14 protein-coding genes are annotated in these 22,542 nt (G+C 74.3%); 7 read left to right on the forward strand and 7 right to left on the reverse strand.

All coding sequences use genetic code 11. From position 1 onward, the window contains the following. Positions 1–541: 541 nt before the first annotated feature. On the reverse strand, positions 542–1,306 hold the full coding sequence (locus tag ACFOVU_RS07260; RefSeq protein ID WP_378531046.1) for a GNAT family N-acetyltransferase: 765 nt from the start codon (positions 1,304–1,306) through the stop codon (positions 542–544). Between the two features lie 259 nt (positions 1,307–1,565). Continuing rightward, positions 1,566–2,246: an esterase/lipase family protein gene (locus tag ACFOVU_RS07265; protein ID WP_378531048.1), complete on the reverse strand. Its 681-nt coding sequence runs from the start codon at positions 2,244–2,246 to the stop codon at positions 1,566–1,568. 116 nt (positions 2,247–2,362) lie between these two features. On the opposite strand from ACFOVU_RS07265, the gene ACFOVU_RS07270 reads away from it, so the two are divergent. The 3 genes from ACFOVU_RS07270 to ACFOVU_RS07280 all read left to right on the forward strand — a co-directional run bounded on the left by ACFOVU_RS07270 (position 2,363) and on the right by ACFOVU_RS07280 (position 7,994). Then, on the forward strand, positions 2,363–5,719 hold the full coding sequence (locus ACFOVU_RS07270) for an AAA family ATPase (protein WP_378531050.1): 3,357 nt from the start codon (positions 2,363–2,365) through the stop codon (positions 5,717–5,719). Positions 5,720–6,206: 487 nt separating this feature from the next. Then, positions 6,207–6,734 carry an isochorismatase family protein gene (locus tag ACFOVU_RS07275; RefSeq protein WP_378531052.1) on the forward strand — a complete coding sequence of 176 codons (528 nt, stop codon included), beginning with the start codon at positions 6,207–6,209 and terminating at the stop codon, positions 6,732–6,734. A 315-nt stretch (positions 6,735–7,049) separates the two neighbouring features. After that, positions 7,050–7,994 carry a dihydrodipicolinate synthase family protein gene (locus ACFOVU_RS07280; RefSeq protein ID WP_378531054.1) on the forward strand — a complete coding sequence of 315 codons (945 nt, stop codon included), beginning with the start codon at positions 7,050–7,052 and terminating at the stop codon, positions 7,992–7,994. A 275-nt stretch (positions 7,995–8,269) separates the two neighbouring features. Here ACFOVU_RS07280 and ACFOVU_RS07285 read toward each other — a convergent pair whose 3' ends face one another. Beyond that, positions 8,270–8,551 carry a hypothetical protein gene (locus ACFOVU_RS07285; protein WP_378531055.1) on the reverse strand — a complete coding sequence of 94 codons (282 nt, stop codon included), beginning with the start codon at positions 8,549–8,551 and terminating at the stop codon, positions 8,270–8,272. A gap of 498 nt (positions 8,552–9,049) precedes the next feature. On the opposite strand from ACFOVU_RS07285, the gene ACFOVU_RS07290 reads away from it, so the two are divergent. Further along, positions 9,050–9,994 carry a phosphatidylinositol-specific phospholipase C gene (locus ACFOVU_RS07290; RefSeq protein ID WP_378531057.1) on the forward strand — a complete coding sequence of 315 codons (945 nt, stop codon included), beginning with the start codon at positions 9,050–9,052 and terminating at the stop codon, positions 9,992–9,994. 98 nt (positions 9,995–10,092) lie between these two features. Here ACFOVU_RS07290 and ACFOVU_RS07295 read toward each other — a convergent pair whose 3' ends face one another. Continuing rightward, on the reverse strand, positions 10,093–13,278 hold the full coding sequence (locus ACFOVU_RS07295) for a CRISPR-associated endonuclease Cas3'' (RefSeq protein WP_378531059.1): 3,186 nt from the start codon (positions 13,276–13,278) through the stop codon (positions 10,093–10,095). On the opposite strand from ACFOVU_RS07295, the gene ACFOVU_RS07300 reads away from it, so the two are divergent. The 3 genes from ACFOVU_RS07300 to ACFOVU_RS07310 all read left to right on the forward strand — a co-directional run bounded on the left by ACFOVU_RS07300 (position 13,265) and on the right by ACFOVU_RS07310 (position 17,261). Next, complete coding sequence (locus tag ACFOVU_RS07300) at positions 13,265–15,034, forward strand: ABC-ATPase domain-containing protein (protein WP_378531061.1); 1,770 nt, start codon at positions 13,265–13,267, stop codon at positions 15,032–15,034. The two genes, ACFOVU_RS07295 and ACFOVU_RS07300, sit on opposite strands and share 14 nt — an antisense overlap. 132 nt (positions 15,035–15,166) lie before the next feature. After that, entirely contained in the window at positions 15,167–16,093 is a 927-nt protein-coding gene (locus tag ACFOVU_RS07305) for a proteasome assembly chaperone family protein (protein WP_378531063.1), read from the forward strand. Positions 16,094–16,103: 10 nt separating this feature from the next. Then, a complete protein-coding gene (locus ACFOVU_RS07310) occupies positions 16,104–17,261 on the forward strand; it encodes a quinone-dependent dihydroorotate dehydrogenase (protein WP_378531065.1) in 1,158 nt (385 codons plus the stop codon). Positions 17,262–17,317: 56 nt separating this feature from the next. Here the strand turns inward: ACFOVU_RS07310 and ACFOVU_RS07315 are convergent, their stop codons facing one another. From ACFOVU_RS07315 to ACFOVU_RS07325, 3 genes are all read right to left on the reverse strand, one after another. Further along, complete coding sequence (locus tag ACFOVU_RS07315) at positions 17,318–17,944, reverse strand: DUF6461 domain-containing protein (protein ID WP_378531067.1); 627 nt, start codon at positions 17,942–17,944, stop codon at positions 17,318–17,320. 319 nt (positions 17,945–18,263) lie between these two features. Further along, positions 18,264–19,835, reverse strand: coding sequence for a polysaccharide deacetylase family protein (locus tag ACFOVU_RS07320; protein ID WP_378531069.1), 1,572 nt, complete (start codon positions 19,833–19,835; stop codon positions 18,264–18,266). Between the two features lie 285 nt (positions 19,836–20,120). Then, positions 20,121–21,149, reverse strand: a complete 1,029-nt coding sequence (locus tag ACFOVU_RS07325; protein WP_378531071.1) for a DUF3558 domain-containing protein — start codon at positions 21,147–21,149, stop codon at positions 20,121–20,123. Between the last annotated feature and the right edge of the window lie 1,393 nt (positions 21,150–22,542).

A 22,542-nucleotide genomic window follows, 5' to 3' on the forward strand; every position in this document is an offset into this window, starting at 1 on the left:
CCGCGGCGTCCGCCGACAGGGCGGAGCCGCCGGTGTTCTGGGGAAGGACCGACAACGGTGAGCCTGGAAGGGTGGGGGGCGGGGCCGACCGGGGGGCGGGGACGGGGCCGCCGGTCGTCTCGCAGGGTACGGCACCCCGGGGCCGGACGTCCCCGGCAAAGGCGGACTATTCGGGCGGCGGCCCGCCGCGGACCGGCGATGTGCGCGGTCACAGCGGAGACGGTGCACCGGGTGCGGCGCATGTGGGTGCACCGAGATTCGGTAGTCCGATTCCCCGGATCGCAATGCGACCGGAATCCGGCCGGGCTGGAGGGAGACGCGCAGGACGCGCAGCCGCGGGGAGCCGGCGCCCTCACGGTGGGCGCGGGCACACCGCGCCCGGCCGGCGCGCCCCGTGGGCGGGCGTTCAGGGGGACGGGCTCAGCGGGCGGTGCGGCGGTGGCGGCCGCAGGGTTCGCCGAAGCCGGTGCGCTCGCGGAGGTGGGACGGTGGGGTGGTCGTCGGTCGCCGCTCTCGGTCGCGGCCTTTCGGAGTAGCGGCGTCAGCGGGCGGTGCGGTAGTGGTAGGTGCAGATCTCGCCGAAGCCCGTGCGCTCGTAGAGGCGGACGGCCGGGCAGTTGTCGCGTTCCACCTGGAGATACATCCGGTCGGCGTCCTGCGTGCCGGCCCAGTCCGCCAGTGCGGCGAGGACGTCGCGGCCCGCGCCCTTGCCGCGGGCGCCGGGGGCCGTGGCCATGCCGAACACGCCTACCCAGCCCGAGTCGGCGACGGCACGGCCGACCGCGACGACCTCGCCATCGACGAGCGCGCTGGCGTACACGCACAGCCGCTCCACCCGGTCGAGCATGTGCCAGGCGGCACAGGGGTCGCCGCCGTGCAGGGCGTGCGCGGTCTCGAACCACGTGCGCACCGGGCGGTCGTCGAGCCGGACCCGTGTCGCGCCCGCGGCCGCCTGTCCCGCAACGTGTGGGGCAGATGCCACCTGCAACGACACCGTATTCTCCCGGAGGTAGCCGCGATCGGCCAGGACCGTGTCGAGTCCTTCGGGGCACGCCGGCGGAGTGATCTGGAACCGCGCCTTCGCGCCGCGGCCGGCGTAGAACTCCTCGGCCCGGGCGACGCGGCGCGTCAGTTCGCCCGGTCCGGCGTCGCCGTGCGGCAGCACCGCCCCCACCCACCACGAGCAGCCGGGGGCGTGGCGCAGCCACCATCCGCCGACGTCCTCGACCTGCGCGGCCGGAAGAGCGCGGGCGGCCCTCTCCTGGAGGCCCCGCACCACTTCCGAGTCGTTGATGGCCGATGGCACCGAAATGCACTCTCCCTCTGCGACCGGACGGCGTTGGACGTCCATCGACGATCTATGAGTATTGACGCTAGGGCAAGGGAAGCGTGCCTCAAACCTGCCGAACGTCCCAAGCAGGACATGGGCCGCCGATGCGGCACGCCACGGGAACGCGGAAAGGGCCGCCCCCCCGGGGGATAAGGGGCGGCCCGGCCTATGCGGGCGGCGCGTCGGCGACGGCCGCCGCGGCCGGCCGGGGCGGTGGCGCCCCGGCCGCGCGGGGTCAGGCGATCGCGTCGCGGACGCCGTCGATCACACCGCCGTTGGACATCATCGAGATGTGCTCCAGGCAGCCCGTCTGGTTGTTGGTGGCGCCGTCGAGGACCGTGCTGCTCACCGGCTGGATGACGATGTCGCAGGGCGACCGGAAGGTCGTGTAGGCGACGCCGCCCGGGGTGGGGTCGCCGGCGTTGAGCTCCGACAGGAAAGAGGAGCCCTGCTCCATCTCCTGGCAGGACGGCAGCGCGATCGAGCACAGGCCCGCGACCCGGGTGCCGTTGTTGGGGCCGCCGATGGAGACCCAGTCGTCCACGGTGTCGGTGCCGCCGAGGAACTTGACGTACCAGCGGGACGGCAGCCCGCCCATGGAGTGGGTGACGATGTCGACCTTCGCGGCCCCGGTGGTGGACCGGACCTCCGCGACGAAGGCCGCGAGGTCGTCCGCGGTGGTGACGTTGGACTGCGCGGAGTTGTAGGTGAACACGTGCAGCCGGTCGGCGGGGTAGCCGTTGGCCTGGAAGTCGTCCCGCATGGCGGACCACTGCGAGCCCTTCCCGGCGAAACCGTGCACGAACACGACCGGATCGGGGGTGGCAGCCGCCACCTGGGCCGCCGCCGCGGGCGTCAGGGACAGCGCGGTCGCGGCGGCGGCCAGGCCGCACAGCAGGGAGGCGATGCGACGCATGTCAGCTCCTCGAACGGGGGGATTCGGGAGCAGTCTCAGCCGGTCGGCCGCCGCACCGCATCGGCGAAATCGCCAGTCGGGTTTACGGCTACTTTACGGACGGGTAACTTACCCATGTGCCTGATGTGTCCCCGCTCACATCCCCCGTGCGCTTCCGCGGCCGCGCCCACGAGCGCGGCGCCGCCGAAGCCCTCCTCGACGCCGCACGCGACGGACACGGCGGCGCGCTGCTGGTCATGGGGGAGCCCGGCATCGGCCGGACCGCGCTCCTGGACCACCTCCGCGCAACGGCGGGCGACGACCTCCGCACCCTGGCCATCCGCGGCGTCCCCACCGAGACCGACCTGCCCTTCGCCGGGCTCCACCGGCTGCTGCGCCCCCTCGGCGGCCTGCTCCCCGCACTGCCCGCCCCGCAGCGCGACGCCCTCACCGGCGCCCTGGACTCCGGGACCGCCGGGGCCCACGGGGTCTACCTCCTCTCGGTCGCCGTTCTCGGGTTGCTCGCCGAGGCCGCCCGGGAGACGCCGCTGCTCGTCTGCGTCGACGACGCCCACCACCTCGACGCCCCCTCCCTGGACGCCCTGGCCTTCGCCGCCCGCCGCATCGACACCGAGCCCGCCGCGCTCGTCTTCACCGCGCGCGACGGCCGCGACGGCGACGACCTCCCGGTGGTCGGCGTGCCACTGCTGCGCCTGGACCGCCTCGGCGACGACGACATCCGCGCCCTGCTCGCCGAGTCCACCGCCGCACCCACGGTGAGCGAGCCCGTCCTGCGCCGCCTGGCAGGAGTGGCCGGCGGCAACCCGCAGGCCGCCGTCGAACTCGCCGCGTCCCTCACCCCCGCACAGCTCGCCGGGCAGGCGCCGCTGCCCCGGCCCCTCCGGCCCCGCGGCCGGCTGTGGCGCACCCACGCCGACGCCATCGCCCGGCTGCCCGGCGAGACCCGCCGGCTCCTGCTGCTCATGGCGGCGGCAGAGGAGGACACGGAGATCGAGCCCGCGTTCCTGGTGCTGGCCGCGCAGCGCACCGGGATCGACATCGGGGCGCTGGAGCCCGCCGAGGACGCCGGGCTCGTCCACGTGCGCGACGACGCGGTGGTCTTCCGCCACCCCCTCGTCCGTTCCGCCGCATACGACGGCGCCGGCCTCGCCGGCCGCCGCGCGGCCCACGTCCTGCTCGCCGAGGTCTTCGACGCCCACGGCCGCCCCGTCCGCGCCGCCTGGCACCGCGCCGCCACCGCCCTGCACCCCGACGAGGACAGCGCCGCCGAGCTGGAGCAGGTGGCGGTGCGCGAGCGCGGCCGCAGCGGCTACGCGGTCTCCTCCCGCTTCCTCGAACGCGCCGGCGAGCTCAGCCCCGCCCCCGCGGCGCGCGCCGCCCGACTCACCGAGGCGGCCCGCGACGCCTGGCTGTCGGGCGGCCCCCGCCGCGCCCGCGTCCTCCTCGACCGTGTACGCGCGCTCAGCCCGGACGACGATGTCGCTGATGCAGCCGACGCGGCCGAGGCAGCCGGGGCAACTGTCGGGGCGGAGGTGGCCGTGGCGGCAGACGGTGCAGAGGTGGCCGGCGGCGGCCCGCAGGTCCAGACCGGCGCGGCCGGTGGGGCTGGGGGAGCCGGCGCAGCCGATGGAGCAGACGGCGCAGACGCGGCCCACGACGGCCCGCAGGGCCGGGCCGGCGGGCCCGAGGCGCTGCGGAGCCACGCCGAACTGCTGCGGGGCCATGCCGAACTGCTGCGCGGCGACATCGAACTGCGCGCCGGTATCGCCGTCGACGCCCACGAGGCGCTGAGCGCGGCCGCCGAACGTCTGCTTCCGCGCCGCCGCGACCTGGCCGTGCGCGCCCTGCTTCAGGCGGGCGAGGCCAGCTGCCTGGCGGGGGACCACCGCCGCTACTTCGCGACCGCCGAACGCCTGGCGGCGCTGCGGCGGCCCGGCGACACCGGCGGCGCCGCCGACGCCGAAACGGACATCATGTTCGACTTCGTGGCAGGGAAGTCGGCCATGCTCCGCGGGCACCACCACGAGGCGATCGCCCCTCTGCGGCGCGCCATCGCCGCCGCCGAGCGGCTCGGCGAGCCCGCCGCACTCGTGTGGGGCGGTGTCAGCGGTCTGCTCTTGGGCGACCCCGTGCGCGCCCACACGCTGACCGCGCGCGCCGTTGCGGCGGCCCGGCGCGTGGGCGCGCTCTCCGTCGTCCCGCAGGCGCTGGAGTACCAGTGCTACGCCGAACTGTGGATGGGGCGGCTGGCCCAGGTGCGGGAGGCCGCGGGGGAGGGGCTGCGGCTGGCCGAGGAGACCGGGCAGCACAACTGCGCGGGCCACCACCGCGCCGTGCTGGCGATGGTCGCGGCGATGACCGGCGATACCGAAGGGTGCCGCGCGCACGCGGCGGCGGCGCTCGACCTCGCCGGGGCCCACGACCTCGGGCTTCCTGCGGCCCTGGCGACGTGGGCGCTGGCCCGCCTGGACCTCGCGGGAGGCCGGAACGCCGAGGCCGCGATCCGCCTGCGCACCCTGGCCTCGGCCGGCCCGGGCCGCGGCCACATCGCCGTGCGCCTCCTCAGCACCCCGGACTTCATCGAGGCCGCCGTCCGCACCGGCGACCCGTCACGCGCCCGGGCGTCACTGCGCTCCTTCCAGGCCTGGGCCGAAGCAACAGGCAGCGAGGGCACCCGCGCGGTGGCAGCACGCTGCCTCGGCCTCTTGGCCGAGGCGACCCCCGGCGACCCGGCCGACGGGGAGAGAGGGGAGGGCAGAGGCGCGGACGCGCGGCCCGAGGCGGGCGCGGCGGACGCCGTCGGCGCCGCGGACGACGAGCGAGGCACGGAGACGCCCGGAGAGCACGAAAACGGCGCCAGCGCGAGGACTCGAGACCGTGGGAAGCGCGGCAGTGAGGGAACTGGAAGCCGAGGGAACAGCGGCGGTGCGAGGCCGGGAGACCGCGGGAACGGTCGCGGCCAAGGGACGGCGGACCGCGGGAATGACGGCGGCAAAGGGACGGCAGACGGCAGGACCGGCGAGGGAGTCGAGGCCGCGGTGGTGCACTTCGGCGCGGCCATGGGCCTGCACCGGCGCGGCTACTGGGACGTGGAACGGGCCCGCACCGAGCTACTCCTCGGCAACGCCTTGCGCCGTGCCCGCCGGCCCCGTGAATCCCGCGACCACCTGCACGCCGCCCTGGAGACCTTCGAGCGAGTCGGCGCCGGGCCATGGGCCCGGCAGGCCCGCGCCGAACTGCGCGCGACTGGAGAGCCCGCCCGATCCGACGGCAACACCGCCCACGAGGCGCTGAGCCCTCAGCAGCTCCAGATCGCCAATCTCGTGGCAGAGGGCGCCACCAACCGGGAGGCAGCAGCCCGCCTCTACCTCAGCCCCCGCACCGTCGACCATCACCTACGCAACATCTTCACCAAGCTGGGCATCCGCTCCCGGGTGGAGCTGGCCCACGTAATGGCCCGCCGCGAGGCGTGACACCCCAGAACTATCAGACCGAACCGTGAACGTATCCCCGCACTTGCGGGGCGGACCCGCCCCCGGGCTGAAGTGCGGCGGCGTTGACCGGATCATCCCCGCGGGTGCGGGGCGGACTACCCGCGCGGGCCGAACAGGTCGCCGGGCGGCGGATCATCCCCGCGGGTGCGGGGCGGACACTGTGTGAACTGGGGTTTTGTGGCGGCCGAATACCGTTCGGGTCCCCGGGGGCTGAGACCCCGGTCCCCTGCCGACTTCTCTAGAGCGGTGCGGAATCGATGCGCCATTGCCTGGGTTCCGAGGGTGGATTCCCCGGATCCGGGGGCGCCCAGTCTCGCAGACGGATGGTCCTCCGCACCACTGCGCAGCTACCGGGCCTGCGCCCCGCGGGCGCCCGCGCGGCACGCGATCGCGGCCCCCGGCGCGGGGCCGTGGCCGGACCCGGCCGACTCTCGCCGGGACGGGCGGGTTCTGCGACGATCGCGCCATGACGACCGCGCTGCTGCTCATCAATGTGCAACGCAACCTGCTCGACGGGGAGTCTCCCATCCCCGGAGCCGACTCCGTCGCCCCCGCCCTGAGATCGCTCCTGGACCACGCGCGCGCCGCGGGGGCGCCGACCGTGCATGTCCACGACGACGACCCGGCCGGTCAACCCGATGCGCCGCACCCCCACCGCTGGGAACCGGCCTTCCGCGTGCTCCCGTGGGAGCCGGTGGTCCGCACCTGTGAACCCGACGCCTTCTCCGGAACCCGGCTCGCCGCGATCCTCCAGGAGCTCGGCGTCCACCGCGTGGTGGTGGCGGGCCTGCGCAGCGAGGACCGGATCGCCCCGACCGGGCACGGGGCGCTGCGCCGCGGCCTCGACGTCGTCGTCGCCTCCGGCGCCCACGCCGCCCGCGACCGCACCGGCGGCGACGCCGCCGCGATCGAGGGCCGCACCGAGGACGACCTCAGCGCCGCCGGCGCCAAGATCATCGACGCCGGCACCATCCACTTCGACTGCTCGCCCTGACGGGAACGCGGGGCGCGCGGCACCGCACCCGCTCGCCCCCTCGTCCTCCGAACCGCCCCCGCTCGTCCCCCCTCATCCGCACCGCCCCCGAAGCGACCGGGCTCCCGCTGCTCAGCCCCGGGGCCCGAATACGCCCTCGCACTCGCCTGCGGACCCATATGGGCCGTAGTACCCCCACTCCATGGGCCGGGCCTCGTCGGCGTGTGCGGATGTGACGCTGAGGACGAGCGCGGTGAGCCCGTGACCTGCGAAAACGTGCCCGGACATCGCCGCGATGAGCTGGACCTGCCCCGGCCTCTGGTGCAGCCTCGAAGCATGAATGATCACACGTCACTGCACGGTATCCACGTCCCATTGATCACACCGTTCGACGCCGATGGCGGGGTCGCGCTCGATGCGCTGGAATCGCTCGCGCACCGTGTGCTCGACGACCGCGCCGCGGGCATCGTGGCGCTGGGCACGACCGCCGAATCCGGCATGCTCGAACCCGACGAGAAGACCGCTGTGCTGGACGTGTGCGAGCGGGTCTGCGCCGAACGGGGCAGAGTGCTGATCGTCGGTGCCGGCGGCGCCGATACCCGCAAGACCGTGGCCGAGGTGTGGGCCCTCCGCAAGCGGCCCGAGGTCACCGCCGCCCTGGTCCCCGTGCCGCAGTACGTCCGCCCGGGCGAGGCCGGGGTGCTCGCCCACTTCGAGCAGGTGGCCGCGCACAGCCCCGTGCCGCTGATCGTGTACAACATCCCCTACCGCACGGGACAGCACGTCGGCACGGCGTCCATGCTCCGGCTCGCCGCCATGGACCGGATCATCGGCGTCAAGCACGCGGTCGGCGGCATCGACAAGGACACCGTCGAGCTGCTCGGCCGCCCCACCGAGGACTTCGCGGTGCTGGGGGGAGACGACCTCTACATCTCGCCGCTGCTGGCCATGGGCGCCGCAGGCGGCATCCTCGCCTCGGCGCACCTGCACACCACCGGCTTCGCCGACCTCGCCGATGCCTGGCACAAGGGCGACGCGGCGGGCGCGCGCGGCCTGGGCCACCGCCTGGCGACCGTCTCCCGGAGCCTGTTCCGCGAGCCCAGCCCCACCATCCTCAAGGCCGTGCTGCACGCAAAGGGCCGCATCCCCTCGCCGGCGGTGCGCCTGCCGCTGGTGCAGCCGACCGAGGAGGCGGTCTCCGCCGCCCTGGAAGCGCTGGAGGCCCTGGACGCCGCCGAGGGGGTGGTGGCGGCGGCCGTTCCGCGGCAAGGGGCACTGTGACGGCCGCGCGCGTGCGTCGGGTACCGGCGCCGGGTGCAGGGGTGGCGGCGGCGGGGCCGCCGCGCGGCCGCGAAGAGGGGGATCGGAGTGGGGGATGGGGCGGGGTGCGGGAGCCCGGGGTCCGGGGGCGGCCCGCATTCCCGGCGGGGCCGGCCTGAGGAGCCGCGGGCGTCGAGAGGGGTCGGCGTGCGCGCTGCGGGCCGTGCCGTGCCGCTGATGTGAGGTGGGGCCGTGCGCCGCGCGGTCGAGGGGGAACCGCGGTCAGGCCGGCCGGGTCAGTTCCGGGCCTGTCTCGCCCACCGTTCGGCGATCAGGCCGTCGACCAGGTCGCAGGGGGTCGCATCGTAGTCGAGGCTGCGGTTGTAGTCTCCGGCGCACGCGCCGAGCGCGAACGGGGCGACCTCCGTGTCCTTCAACGGGATCTCGTAACCGGTGACCGTGGTGATGTGGTGCACGCGCCCGGCCTCGGTCTCCTCGCTGCTGTGGTACTCGATGATCCTCGCCTCGGCCAGGCCCGTCAGGATCTTGCGTTCCATGTCCTTGGGCGGCCACTCCATGAGCGCTCTCCCTTCCTCGTCTCTCGCCGCACCAGCTTGCCAGGCCCGGCCCGGCCACAGGCGGTCTTTCCACCAGCCCGCGGCGCGCCCGAGGGGCCTGCGGCGGGCCGTGACCGCCCGCTCGCGCACGGCTTCCGCGGCCCGGCCCCGGTGTGATTGCGGTGCCGTCAGCGGGTTCCCGCGGAACCACCGTCACCACCGGGCCGCACCCGTCATGGGTGGGCGCAGTTCGTCCTTTCCGTCCCACCGGCGTGCGCCCTAACACGCCGGAGCCGGTGCGTCCACCGTTCCCTGCGGCCACATCCGGCACATGAGCGGGGCGGCCCGGCCGGTGCGAACGATGCCCGGTTTGCGCATACTGCTGTGCGGAGTGAGATCCCCCTACAACTCAGCGTTAGGTGCGGCAGCGTGTTCTTGACGAGCCACCCCCCGGTACCCGCCCCGAAGAGCCGACCCTCCCCGCCCTCCGGCCGCCCCCCGCGCGCACGCGTGCGCCCCGTGCGCACCGCGTTCGCGGGGCTCATGGCCGGAGTCCTCGTCGCGCTGGCGCCCGCTGCGCCGGCGCTGGCCGACGACCGCCACAGCTTCGACCTCGGAGCCATCAGCAACCCCGACTGGATGGCCGGGATCAGCGACGACACCAGCCTCGCCGCGCTCTCGATCCCCGGCACCCACGACACCATGGCGCGCGACGTCACCGCGCTCGCCGAAACCCAGGAGAGCCCCCTCCCCGAGCAGCTCGACGCGGGCGTGCGCGCGCTCGACATCCGGACGCGGCACTTCCAGGACGCGTTCACGATCCACCACGGCTCGGTCTACCTGAACGCGAACTTCACCGACGTGCTCCGGCAGACCACCGACTTCCTGCGCGCCCACCCCACCGAGACCGTCCTCATGCGCATCAAGCCCGAGCACACCGCCGAGCAGAACACGCGCACCTACGAGGAGACGCTCGACTGGTACCTCACCGAGAACCCCGACACCGCCGGGCTGGCGCGCGATCACATCTGGACGCCGCCGAGCGGCGAGTACGCCACCCGCATCCCCGACCTGGGCGAGGTGCGCGGCCGGATCGTCATCCTCCAGAACTTCGACGGCGCGGGCACCGTCTACGGCCCCACGTGGGCGGGGGAGGGCATGGCCATCCAGGACGACTACGAGGTGCCCACCCTCTTCGACATCGAGGGCAAGTGGGAGAAGGCCCGCGACCACTTCGACGCGACCCAGGACGGCCCCGCCGACGTCCTGCACGTCAACCACTTCAGCGGAACCGGCCTCGGCGCGTTCCCCCGCGACGTCGCGGCGGGCGCACTCGGGTTCCGGGGCGTCAACGACTACGGCCTCTCCCACCTCCGCGACACCGACCTGGAGCGCACGGGCGTGGTCATGGCGGACTACCCCGGCCCGGGCCTGGTCGAGGAGATCCTCGCCGAGAACCCGTAGCCGCAGGGGCCGTCCCCGCCCGCACGGCGCAGGCCACGCGGGCGGGGACGGCCCCGAGCACCTCGCACCGCCGAGGGCGCTACCGGTCGCGGCCGCCGTCAGGCGGTCTCCTGCCAGCCGGTGTAGGGGGAGTACCGGTAGGTGCGCCCCCGCAGGTGGGCGTCGTCGGACTTGGGGTCGAGGAAGAGCACCGGCAGCCCCGAGCACCACGGCGCCCTGCGCCAGCCGTCAGGGGACGCCAGGGCCGCGGCGTCGACCCGGTCGGCGGGCAGCCGGACGGCCTGGCCGAGGACCGCCTCCTTCTGCTCGTCGTCGGGCATGCCGGCGAGCGGGACGGTGAGGGGCCGCCCGCCCTCGGCCGGGAGCGAGACGGTCTCGGCGGTGGACGCGCCGGTGCGGCGCAGCAGCAGGACCTCGATGCCCGGGGCGCCGGGGTGCACGGCCGGCCCGCCGACGCTCCCCTCGCCGGCGCCGCCTCCGTGCCCGCCGCCGTTGCGCTGGACGTGGCCGAGGCGGACCACCCCCTGCTCCCCGTCGTCGGGGCGCGCGATGAGCACGGATCCGGCGAGCGCCGACAGCCGAGCGCGCTCCTGATCGGCGGCCGATGCGGCGGCCGCCATGGCGCCGTGCCATGCCTCGGGGCCGAGAGGGTCGTCGCCGTAGACCGAGGCGAGGAGGCCCGGGACGCCGGCGGGCACCGCGACGTCGACCGGCCCGGCCCCGTCGCCCGGGAGCAGCCGGGCAAGCGTCCGCAGGAGCAGGTGGTCCGGGTAGGGGTGACCGCCGGGGAACCGGGGCGGTTCGGCGGCTGTTCCGCCGCTGAACCCGGTGATGATCACCCGCGGCCGTTCGAGCCCGGCGGGCCGGGGACCCGGACGGTCGTGGCGGTGGCAGAGCCCGGCGCACCGGAGGAGCACGTCGATCGGCGCGAGGTCGGTGACGAGCACGTCGACGTCGATGTCGAGCGGCTGCACAGTGGACGGCGTGGCCACCACGATGTGCCGCTGCGGCCGGTGCGGGTTCTCCCGTGCCGCGCGGGTGCCGGGCGAGCGCTCCGGAGGGCCGAAGCGCCGCGCCAGGCCGGCGTCGAGCCGGGCGCGGTCGGCGGCCGTGAACGCCTCGTGGACGAGTGTGCACTCGCCGGGGAACCGGGCGCTGAGCGCGCCGTACGCGGCCTGGGCGCGCTCGACGGTGGCGCGCAGCACCAGGACGCAGCCCCGCCCGGTGGCGGCGGCGGTGGGGTCGGCCGGGTCGCTCCCGGCGGCCACCAGACCCGATACCAGGTCGGCGACGTGCTGGGCGTCGTCGCCGGCCTCGGGCGCGAGCTCGACGGCCGGCCCGCTGCCGCGTGCGGGCCGTGCCGGGTGCGACCGCAGCGGCGGCAGCCGGTCCGCGTGGCCGGTGTCGCCGGGCGGGGCGCCGGCCTCCTCGCCCGCACCGGCGCCGGGCGCAGGGACCCAGGTGATCCGCGGGTACCCGGTGCCGTCGGCGACGGCCCGGCGGGCGCCGGAGTAGGCGCTGAGCAGCCCGGCGCGCTGCCCGTCGCTCAGGGCGGCCGCGAGCACGACCACCGGCGTGCCGTGCCGGCCCAGCCAGTGCAGGACCCGGTGCAGGAGGGCGGTGGCGGCGGTGTCGTAGGCGGGTACCCCGTCGACGACCACGACCTTGCCGGCCAGGACGGTGTGGCGGATCATGACGTGCGCGGCCGAGACCCCCGCGCGCAGCAGCCGGTCGAGGGTGCCGACCACCACGGGGGCCAGGAGCGCGCGGTCGGCGCCGCGCAGCCAGGCGGCCGCGGCCTCGGTGTCGGCCGCCGATTCGCCGATGCCCGACAGCGGGGTGTCCCAGCGCGCGCCGCGCCGGGCCCGGCCGTCGGCCAGGCCGACGGTGGGGCGCGGATCCTGGGCGTCCAGCCAGCCGGCCAGGCGGGCGGCCGCCTGCTCGACCGTGGCCCGGCCGGGTAACGCGTAGAACAGCCCGTTGCAGCCCAGCCGTGCGGCGAGGACCTCGGCGGCGGCCAGGGCCGCCGTGGTCTTGCCTTCGGAAGCGGGGGCCTCGACGACCATGAGGCCCGGCCCGGTGGCTCGTTTGGCGAGGTCGAACGCCAGGAGCTGGGTGGCGCTGGGCGACCCGAAGCCGAACCGCGAGGCGTACAGCTCCCGGGCTCCGGCGGGCGGGCGTGGGCGCCACACCGTGCCCAGCTCCGCGGCGGGCCGGAACCGCGCGGCGATGCGCGCGGAGTCGGCGGGGTAGTCCGAGGGCCAGCCGTTGGAGTGGCCGAACAGCTCGTCGTCGCCGGCCAGCCAGTCGGCCAGGGCCAGGGCGCCCGCGATCGCCATCTGCCCGCCGATGCCCGGCGCGTTCACCGCGAGCGACGCGAGGTCCACCCCGGAGCACCGCGTGGCCGTGGCGAAGAGCTCGCGCTGCACCTCGCGCCAGTTGCCGCCGCCGAGCCGGGCCCGGGTGCGGGGCGAGCGGGCGAGGCCGGGTGGCGGAAAGGTCCCGTGGTGGCCGCCGACGACATCGGCCACCCAGTCGATCGCCGCGGGCGCCCACGATTCCTCTTCCAGGAACATCCGCACCAGTTGTGCCGACGACAGCTCGTGGCGGAACGGCTCGTGGTGCACGGAAAGGGGGAGCAGCCGCAGCACGGGCGGAAAGTGGTGTGCGCTGAGGGACTGGAACCCCGGGGTGGCCTTGCCGATGTCGTGCAGTGCCGCGAGCCACCGGAAGGCCGCGCGCCCGGCGCGGTCGCCGGAGGGGGTGCCGGTGCCGGTGAGCCCGGCGGAGAAGCGTTCGCGCAGAGACGGCGCTAAGTAGTGCTCCCAGAGGCGATCGGCGACGTGCATGGTGTCGAGCATGTGCGCGAGCAGGGGATGCCAGTCGGTCGCTGCGTACGTTGTGCTGTGTAATCCGGTTTTGCCCCAAATGGTGCTGGCGGCCGGAGAAGGGAACAGCGCGTCCGTGTCCATGTCGAAACGTATAGCGCCCGCCGGTGAGTCGGAAAGCCGCCCAGCCGGTATCGGCCATTTCACCGTTACCGCGGAAATACATCTTCGAGAGAGGTAGCATTCGCCCTCAACACGCCCGCCACCCGTTCTCCCGGCGGGCGCACCGCCCCCGGTTCCCGGGCGCCGGACACGGAGTGTGATACGCCACCTTGTGGACGGACGGACCCGCGGTCCGGCGCGGACGCATACCATCCGATCCCAGGGTGGCCGAGGTATCGGGCCACGTGGACCACCAGCCATCGAAAGGGAGCGTCTCGTCATGCCCGGAGGCATCGGCGGCCAGGAACGCCGTTACGGGGGCCGTCCCGACGGCCGCGGCCGCCCGGCGGGGGCCGGCCGCGGCGACCGCTCGGCCCCGGCCATCCGCGGGACCCGCGACCTCGCCCGGCTCACCGAGGAGCTGCGGCGCATGGAGGGCGCCTCCTACGGGCGCTACAAGTCGCTCGCCGGTGACTGGGACTTCGGCCACTTCACCCTGGCCATCGAACGCGTCCAGTCCGACCCCTTCGCGCCGCCCTCGCGGATCGCGGTCCGCATCCCCGGCCCCGTTGCCGGCCTGCCCGTGCACGCGCTGCACCCGGCCGCGCGCCGCAGGGCCACCGCCGACCACCTCGTCCGCCTGGCCCACCGCAGCCTCAAGGGCGCCCGGCTGCGCATCGACGCGGGCGGGCAGGAGGTCATCGAGCGCTCCGCGGGCCGCATCGACGACAGCGGAGCGGTCGTCCTGCGCCTGGGCATCGAGCTCCCCGGGCGGGGACGGCGCATCGACGCCCGCACCGCCGAACGCGAGCTGTGCGACCGCCTGCCCGCGATGGTCGAGGCGGTGCGCTGGAGTGAACTCGACCCCGGCACCGCCGAGGCCTTCGCCGACACCGTCGAGGACACCGTGGCCTTGCGCGACCGCCTGGCCGGGCTGGGCCTGGTCGCCTTCGTCGCCGACGGAGCCGTTCTGCCCCGCCGCAGCGGCGTCAGCGACCTGCCCATGGACGGCGCCGCCGTCGCGTTCCGGGCGCCCGACTCCCTGCGGGTCGCCGTCGACCTCCCGCACGCCGGCCGGGTCACCGGCCTGGGCATCCCCGAGGGCATCACGCTCATCGTGGGCGGCGGCTTCCACGGCAAGTCCACCCTGCTGCACGCCCTCGAACGCGGTGTCTACGACCACATCCCCGGCGACGGCCGCGAACTCGTCGCCACCCGCCCCGACTCCGTGAAGATCCGCGCCGAGGAGGGCCGCCGGGTCCAGCGCACCGACGTCAGCGCGTTCGTCCGCAATCTGCCCACCGGCGCCGACACCGCCGACTTCTCCACCGAGAACGCCTCCGGCTCCACGTCGCAGGCGGCCAACATCGCCGAGGCCCTCGAAGCCGGGGCGCGCACCCTCCTGGTCGACGAGGACACCACCGCCACCAACCTGATGATCCGCGACTCCCGCATGCAGGAGCTGGTGCACGGCGACCGCGAACCCCTCACCCCGTTCGTCGACCTCGTCCGCCCGCTCCACCGCCGCCACGGGGTCTCCACCGTCCTGGTCATGGGCGGCAGCGGCGACTACTTCGACGTCGCCGACCACGTCGTCATGCTCGACGGCTACCGCCCCTACGACGTCACCGCCCGCGCGCGCGAGCTCGCCGCCGAGCGCCGCGACGCCGCGTTCGCCCCGCCCGCCCAGCGCATCGTCGACCCCGCCTCGGTCGACCCCACCGCGCGCGGGCGCGCCCGGCTCAAGCGCCGCGACATGGACGTCCTCACCTTCGGCGAGACCGACATCGACGTCCGCGCCCTGGCCCAGCTCGTCGACCCTGGCCAGATCATCGGGGTGGGGCTGGCCATGCGGCTGCTCGCCGAGGACGGCCTCCTCGACGACCGCCCGCTGAGCGAGGCCCTGGACCTGCTCGACCGCCGGCTGGCCGACGGCGGCGCGCCCGCCCTGGGCCGCGGCTACACCGGCGACTACGCACTGCCCCGGCGCTACGAGGTCGCCGCCGCGCTGAACCGCCTGCGGACCCTGCGCGTCCTCGGAACCGGATGAGGCGGCACTGGACGGGCGCATCGCCCCAGGTCGGTATCCTGGACCACGAATCCGGCACCGTGCCGCGCCCCCCTTTCCGCAGGCGCGCTCCGGCGTCCGATCCACCCCGTGTGCGAATGGAGACAGTTCCAGGTGCGTGATCCCGCAGACCTCTATGAGCTCCGCCCCGGCATCGACGTCACCGCGACGGTCATGCTGGTCGTACTCGACGGGTTCGTGGACGCCGGGTCGGTCGGCCGCCAGACCGCCGACGCCCTGTTCTCGGAGTTCACCGCCGAGGAGGTGGCGGCCTTCGACATCGACCGGCTGCTCGACTACCGCTCCCGCCGGCCCGTGATGACCTTCGTCGAGAACGCCTACACCGACTACGAGCCCCCGAAGCTCGGCCTCTACCAGATGCGCGACTCCGAGGACACCCCGTTCCTCCTCCTGCACGGGCTGGAGCCCGACCGCGAATGGGAGGGCTTCGCCGAGGCCGTCCGCCACCTCATCGAGCGGTTCTCGGTCTCCCTGACCATCGGCGTCCACGGCATCCCCATGGCGGTGCCGCATACCCGCCCCGCCACCGTCACCGCCCACGGCACCCGCCCGGAGCTGGTATCGGACCACACCGCCTGGGTCGGCCGGGTCAACGTCCCCGCCAGCGCGGCCTCACTGCTGGAGTACCGGCTCGGCCAGGCCGGGCACGACGTCGTCGGCTACGCCGTGCACGTGCCCAGCTACCTGTCCCAGTCGGAGTACCCCCGCGCCGCCATCGCGGCCCTCGACCACCTCGGCGGGGCCACCGGCCTGGCGCTGCCCGCCGAGGCGCTGCGCGTCTCGGCACAGGAGACCGACACCGAGATCGAACAGCAGGTCGCCGCGTCCGAGGAAGTGCAGAGGGTCGTCGGTAACCTGGAACGGCAGTACGACGATTTCATGTCGGCGCGCGGGGACTCCGGCGCCGACACCGCTGCATCGCTGTTCACCGGCGACGAATCCGCCCTGCCCACGGCCGAGGAACTCGGCGAGGAACTCGAACGCTACCTCGCCGACCGCGAGCGCGGCACAGAAGGTTGATGAGGTCACCGTGCTCTACCGGTTGCTGTTCCACGCCGTCCTGCGGCACACCGACGCCGAGTCCATCCACCGGCTGAGCTTCGGCGCCCTGCGCCGGCTCGGCGCGGTGCCAGGCGCCTCCGGGGCCGTTGCCCGTGTCCTGGGGCCCCGCGACCCCGTTCTGTCGGTCACCGCGTTCGGCCGCGAGTTCCCCGGGCCCCTCGGGCTCGCGGCGGGGTTCGACAAGAACGCCGAGGGCCCCGACCCCCTCAGCGCGCTGGGCTTCGGCTTCATCGAGATCGGCACCGTCACCGCGCACCCCCAGCCGGGCAACCCGCGCCCGCGCCTGTTCCGGCTGCCCGCCGACCGGGCCATCGTCAACCGCATGGGGTTCAACAACGACGGCTCGATCGCCGTCGCCGAACGCCTGCACCGCCGCCGCGCCCGGTGGGACGCCCGCGCCGGCGTGGGGCGCCCCCGCCCGCTCGTCGGCGTCAACATCGGCAAGACCAAGGCCGTGCCCGAGGACGGCGCCGTCGCCGACTACGCCGCCAGCGCCCGGCGGCTCGCGGAGTTCGCCGACTACATGGTGGTCAACGTCAGCTCGCCCAACACCCCCGGGCTGCGCGACCTCCAGGCCGTCGAGCGGCTGCGCCCGCTGCTGTCCGCCGTGCGCGCCGCCCTCGACGACGCCGGGCACGAGGGCGTGGCGCTGCTGGTCAAGATCGCGCCCGACCTCGCCGACCCCGACATCGACGCCGTGGCCGACCTCGCCCTCGACCTGGGTCTCGACGGCATCATCGCCACCAACACCACCATCTCCCGCGACGGCCTGGCCAGCGGCGCCGCAGAGGTCGAGAACGCCGGCACCGGGGGGCTGTCGGGGGCGCCGCTCAAGGAGCGCGCGCTCGGTGTCCTGCGGCGGCTGCGCGCCCGGGTCGGCGACCGGCTCGTGCTCGTCGCGGTCGGCGGCATCGAGACCCCTGAGGACGCCTGGGACCGCATCCGCGCGGGCGCCACCCTGGTGCAGGGCTACACGGGGCTGATCTACGGCGGCCCGCTGTGGCCGCGGCGCATCAACGCCGGACTGGCGCGCCTCGTCCGCGCCGCCGGATACCGCTCCATCGCCGACGCCGTGGGCACCGACACGGCCGTCTCAGGCGCGCACACGGGCCGCACGGCGGGCTGACCGCGGCGCGCGGTCGCGAGCGGGGCCGGTCGCGAGCGGCCGGCCCTGATCACACGTCAGAGCCGGGTATGTGCTCCGCCCGCGGCGAGGGACACAGGGGCGTCGAGCTCGGCGCCCAGCAGCGGCCCCGCCAGGTGCGAGGAGCGGATCCGCGCGCCCGTCACCCGCTCGGCCAGGGCCAGTGCGGCGGCGCCCGGGTCGGGCGCGGGGGCGTCCTCGGACAGCCCCACAGAGCGCATCTGGTCGTCGAGCGCATCGGGCCGGGTGCCCCGGCGCAGGCCGGGGGTGCGGGCGTCGAAGAACGTCTGGAGGACGCCGTCGACCACCCAGCGGAACTCGTAGCGGTGCTCCATCAGCACGCGGACCGACACCAGCTCGGTCTCGGCGGACAGCGCGCGGTAGGACTCCGGCCGGGTCGCGCGGCAGCCCGTGGGCTCGACGATGACGGCCCAGCCGTTCACCGACATGGCGTGCACCGTGAGCGGCGGCCGGCCCTCGCAGCACAGCCCGGCCTCGACGGCCTCGGCGATCGGCAGGCAGCGGAGGCGGCGCTCGTCGACGCCGAGGCGCCCCAGGGCCTCGGCCTTGCTGAGGCCCCGGACATAGGACAGACAGTACGCTTCGGCGAAATCCGGCTGAGTCTCCCGCAACCATGCGTAGTCACGGGCGAACGCGACGGCCATCGGCCCTTCCCCTCCGACTTCCTGGGTCATGCAGTACTGGGCGGGTATTACCCAGGGGAACGTGCCCGTTGGGACGACGGGTTCCCGTGAAATTCCCTGACAGACGGGCCACTTCAGGACACCGCCGGAGGGTTGGGGCGCCTCGTTCCGGGTACCGTCGCGCGGCCCGGCACCAAGGCGCGCCGGGCGCGCCCACCGGGACCCGCGGCAGCGGGGTCAGGGGATCGGAACCGAGGCGTCGTACCCACGGCGACCCACATTACGCGCGTACCAGGGGTGGACCTGCACCAGGGCGGGGTCATCTGTGCCACACCCCTCGTCAGTTCGCGTCCTCGCCGCCGTCCTCGGGGTCGGGAGCGCCGTCGCGGTAGACGTTCCCGGGCTCGGTCTCGCCGAGGAGCTGCGACACGGTGACCATGGTGTAGCCCTGCTCGTCGAGCCGCTGCACGATCTCGGGCACGGCGTCGACGGTCGAATCGTGGATGTCGTGCATCAGGATGATCGCGCCCGGCTCGGCGCCGGAGACCGCCCGGTCGGCGACCTTCTCGGAGTCGCGGTCCTTCCAGTCCCGGGTGTCGACGCTCCACAGGATCTGCGCCTGGCCCAGGTCGCGGGTGACCTCCTCGACCGTGGGGCCGGTGGAGCCGTAGGGCGGGCGCATCAGGTCCATGGTGAGGCCGGTCTCGCGGTACACCAGGTCGTTGACGGGGTTCAGCTGGGTGCGGATCCCGCCGGCGCCCAGGGTGGCGAGGTCGGGGTGGTCCACGGTGTGGTTGCCGAGCTGGTGGCCTTCGGCGAACGTCCGCCGGACGAATTCGGGGTGCTCACGGATCGGGCCGCCGGTGACGAAGAAGGTCGCCTTGGCGTCGTGCTCGGCCAGGGCGTCGAGGACCTCGCCGGTACGGGCGCCGGGCCCGTCGTCGAAGGTGAGCGCCACGCACTTGGAGTCGGCCGCGGCGCAGTCCACGTCCTCCTCACCGGCGCCGGGGGACGTTCCCGGAGCCGGGGGGTGGTCCTCGCCGTCGGTGGGCGGGGCCGAGACCTCGAAGTCGGGGGTGACGACGACGGCGGCCTCCTGGGCGCGCTCACCGTACGCCGACAGCAGCGGGGCGGCGTCGTCCTCGGGCACGACGGCCCGGATGCGCCCGGAGTCCGCCGGGGCGACCTGCCCCTCGTCGAACTCCACGACGAGGTCGCCGTCGGGGTTGAAGCCCATGGAGTCGTAGAGCCGGGCGACCGGCCGGATCGCGGAGGTGTCGACGTCGCCGGAGTCCTCCAGGGCGGTGCGCACCAGGGTGTCGAGCTCCGCCAGCTCCGCGTTGCCCGCCAGCAGCTCGGTGGAGGCGCCGGTGTGGCCGTCGGAGGTGTCGTACCAGTAGGTGGCGTAGCCGGCGCGCTCGCCTTCGGAGTCGGTCTCGGCCTGGGTGAGCCGCACCGCGATCACACCGTCGCCCGCGGCGCTGATCTGCCAGTCGATGGAGAAGTCCGCGGCGTCGGGGACGGCGCCGACGAATGCGTCCGCCTCGCGCTCGGCGATCTCCGACAGCCGCTCGGCCAGCGGGTCGGCGTTGGGGATGACCGGGTAGGAGTACGCCACGGGCACGCCGTCGTCCTCGGTCGTGGACTCCTCCTCGAGGCCGGGGATGGTGTCCGGATCGACCGTGGTCAGCTCGTCGGCGGGGCCTTCCGCAGGGGTGCCGTCGTGGCCGGTGTCGGAGCTCGACGCCGCGTCGGTGATCGAGCAGGCGGCGGCCAGTGCCAGGACGGCGGCCACGCCGCCGCCCGCGGAGATCAGCGCCGCGCGCGGCCGCCGGGGGGAGCCGGTGCCATTGGCGCCGGTGGGTGGGGTCGAGGGGGGCGATGCAGGGGGGTATTCAGGGGTATTCGTCACGAAGGGGCGTCTTTCACATCTTTGTGAGGCAAGGGACCGTTTGCTCGGTCTGTCGGTCCTAAGGGGGGTCCGGGTTCGGCGGATCCGGTCTCGGTTTCGTCTCGGTCCGCCGGGCACCTCGAATAACCGCAGGAAGGGGCGGATGCCTGCGAGCGTAATCAACCGGGCAATGCCCTCTGAATCGCGATGCGCCGGACGCCTCCGCCGGCCCGCGGGGGGCGCCCGGGAGAAGCCGAAGGGGGGCGCGGGCTGTGCCCGCACCCCCCTTGTCGCCTGTCCGGGGTGTCAGCCCCCGAGCGGGGTCAGCGCCTCGGCGCCGAGGTCGTTCATCATGCCTTCGACGTCGGAGAACTCCAGCGGGGCGGGGGTGTCCTCGTCCGCGCTCAGGCCGGGGGCCAGCGAGTAGCGGATCTCGACGTTGATGTTCTCCTTGCGGATGATCATCGTGGAGACGGAGTCGTTGGTGTTGAGGATGACCTCGGTCGCGAACACCAGGTGGGCCTCGTCGCCGAGGGCGACCTCGACGTCCTCGTGCACCTCGCGCTCGGTGTAGTCACCGCTCTCGTCGGTGGCGTAGTCGAGGTTGTACTGGAAGTCGTCCTGCGCGCCCTCGACGGAGTCGGCGCCGCCGTAGGGGGTGGCGTACTCCAGGGTCACCGAGCCGTAGGCGTCGCCCTCGCCCTCGACGTACCAGTTGCAGCTGGAGGCGTTGTCGGTGAGGCTCTTGCTGCCGTCGGTGAGGCCGTACTCCTCGAGCTTGGCCTCGGAGATCGTGACGCAGGCGTCGTCCGGAAGCGCGTAGGGCGGGCCGCTCTGGCCTTCGGCCGGGGCCTCCTCTTCCTGGGCCGGCTGCTCCTCGGCGGGGGCCTCCTCGGCGGGCGCCGACTGCTCGGCCTGAGGCGCAGGGGTGTCGCCCGGGGACCGCACCAGGACGACCACCACCGCGATCACCAGGACCACGATGACGGCGGCGCCGCCGATCAGGATCCACAGGCCCGCGCTGCTCTTCTTGGGCGGGGGGTAGCCTCCGCCGGGCGGGACGCCCGGCCCGGGGCCGTAGGGCGGCTGGCCGCCACCGGAGAACATCTGCTGGTCCTGCGGCTGCTGGAACTGCGGGGCGCCGGGCCCCGGCTGCTGGCCGGGCCCGTACCCCGGCGGGTAGCCCGGCTGGCCGCCGGTGTTGGGGTCACCGCCGTAAGGCGCCTGGTAGGGGCCACTCTGGTACTGGCCGGCGCCCCCGTACGGCGGCTGCCCTCCGGAATTGTCGCCATCCGGATACTGCGGTGGCTGCGTGTACGGTCCGTTGTCGCTCATGACTCCCCTGGCGCCAGCTGTGTGCGTATCGATCGTGAGACGCGCAGTGGCGCGTTTCTGGTTCCAACTGAATGGCCCCTTGCTGCGGACCGTTATCCGCATGGCCTCGCGCAGCGGGCCCGGGATGCCGGGGCGACCGCGGTGATGCCGCGGGCGGACGGCCATGGCCTGCGCTGCGCCCCCGTGTAGGCCACGTCGCCGATGGCGCGACGCCGCAACCCCAGGGACCGGGGGTCGGGGATTGAATCTTAACTTCCGAGTGTGTCCCCCCTGCCGCCTGTTCGGGGAGAAACGGCGGGGATCGTCACCATTTCGTGGTGTGAATGTTCCGGCCCCGCCACTGCCACCAGGGACCCGGTCGCGCGACCGCCGGACGAGTGGCCACAGGCGGCCGCGCGCACGCAGAGCCACGCGCACCGGGTACAGGGCCGATCGTTGCGCTATCGAGATGGGATGGAGCCGGGCCGGGCCCCGAGGTCAGAGCATCGAGATGTGCACGTGGTCGTAGTGGTTCTCGGTGATGCTGCCGCGGTCGGACATCTCGCTCCAGCCGTCGCCGTCGATGTTGTAGATGCGCTGGCGCCAGATGATGTAGTAGATCCCCAGCCGCTCACCGTTCTCGATGGCCCATTCGGCGATCGCGTCGCCGCGCTCCTGCTGTTCGGCGGTGGGCATCTGCCCGTTGCCGTTGACCATGAAGTCGCAGGCCCGGCCCTTGGGGTGCTCGCCGACGACGAACCCGCCGTCGGGGCGGTAGCAGCCGACCCCGCCGTTCTCCCGGTCCTCGCCGAACTGCTCGATGACGAGCTCGCGCATCTGCTCGGTGCGCGGGGTGATGTTGTACTCCCCGCCCATCTCCTGGGCCGGGAAGTCGGCGATCAGGGCCTGGACGTCCGCGCGCCGGGATTCGAGCTCCTCCAGGTCCTCCCTGACGACCTCGACCTTCTCGTCGGCGTTCTCCTGGGCCTTCTCGTCGCGGGAGATGGCCTGTTCGAGCTGGTCGACCTTGTCCTGGTTGGTGCTCGACAGGTGCTCGACCAGCTGCGCCTGGTCGATGACGTCCTGCGGGTCGTCCTCGACGAACAGGGTGAGGGAGGGGTCGACCCCGCCGTCGGTGTAGGAGGCGATCGCCAGCCGGCGCACCTGGTCCTCGGCGTCGTCGACCTCCTCGCGGGTGCTGTCGGCCCGGTCGGCGGCGTTCTGGGCGTCCTCGATCACGCCCTCCATGTCGAACAGCTCGCGCTGGTACTCGTCGCTCAGCCCCTCGGACTGCTCCAGGAGGGTGTCGAGGCTCTCCTCGGGTTCGAGCGGGGCCGGAGCGGCGGGGGCGGGGGCGGCGGCCCACCCGGTGGAGGCGGGCACGAACGCCGTGGCGGCCGCCAGGACGACGGCG

This window comes from Nocardiopsis sediminis, from assembly GCF_042650565.1.
GTDB lineage: Bacteria > Actinomycetota > Actinomycetes > Streptosporangiales > Streptosporangiaceae > Nocardiopsis_B > Nocardiopsis_B sediminis.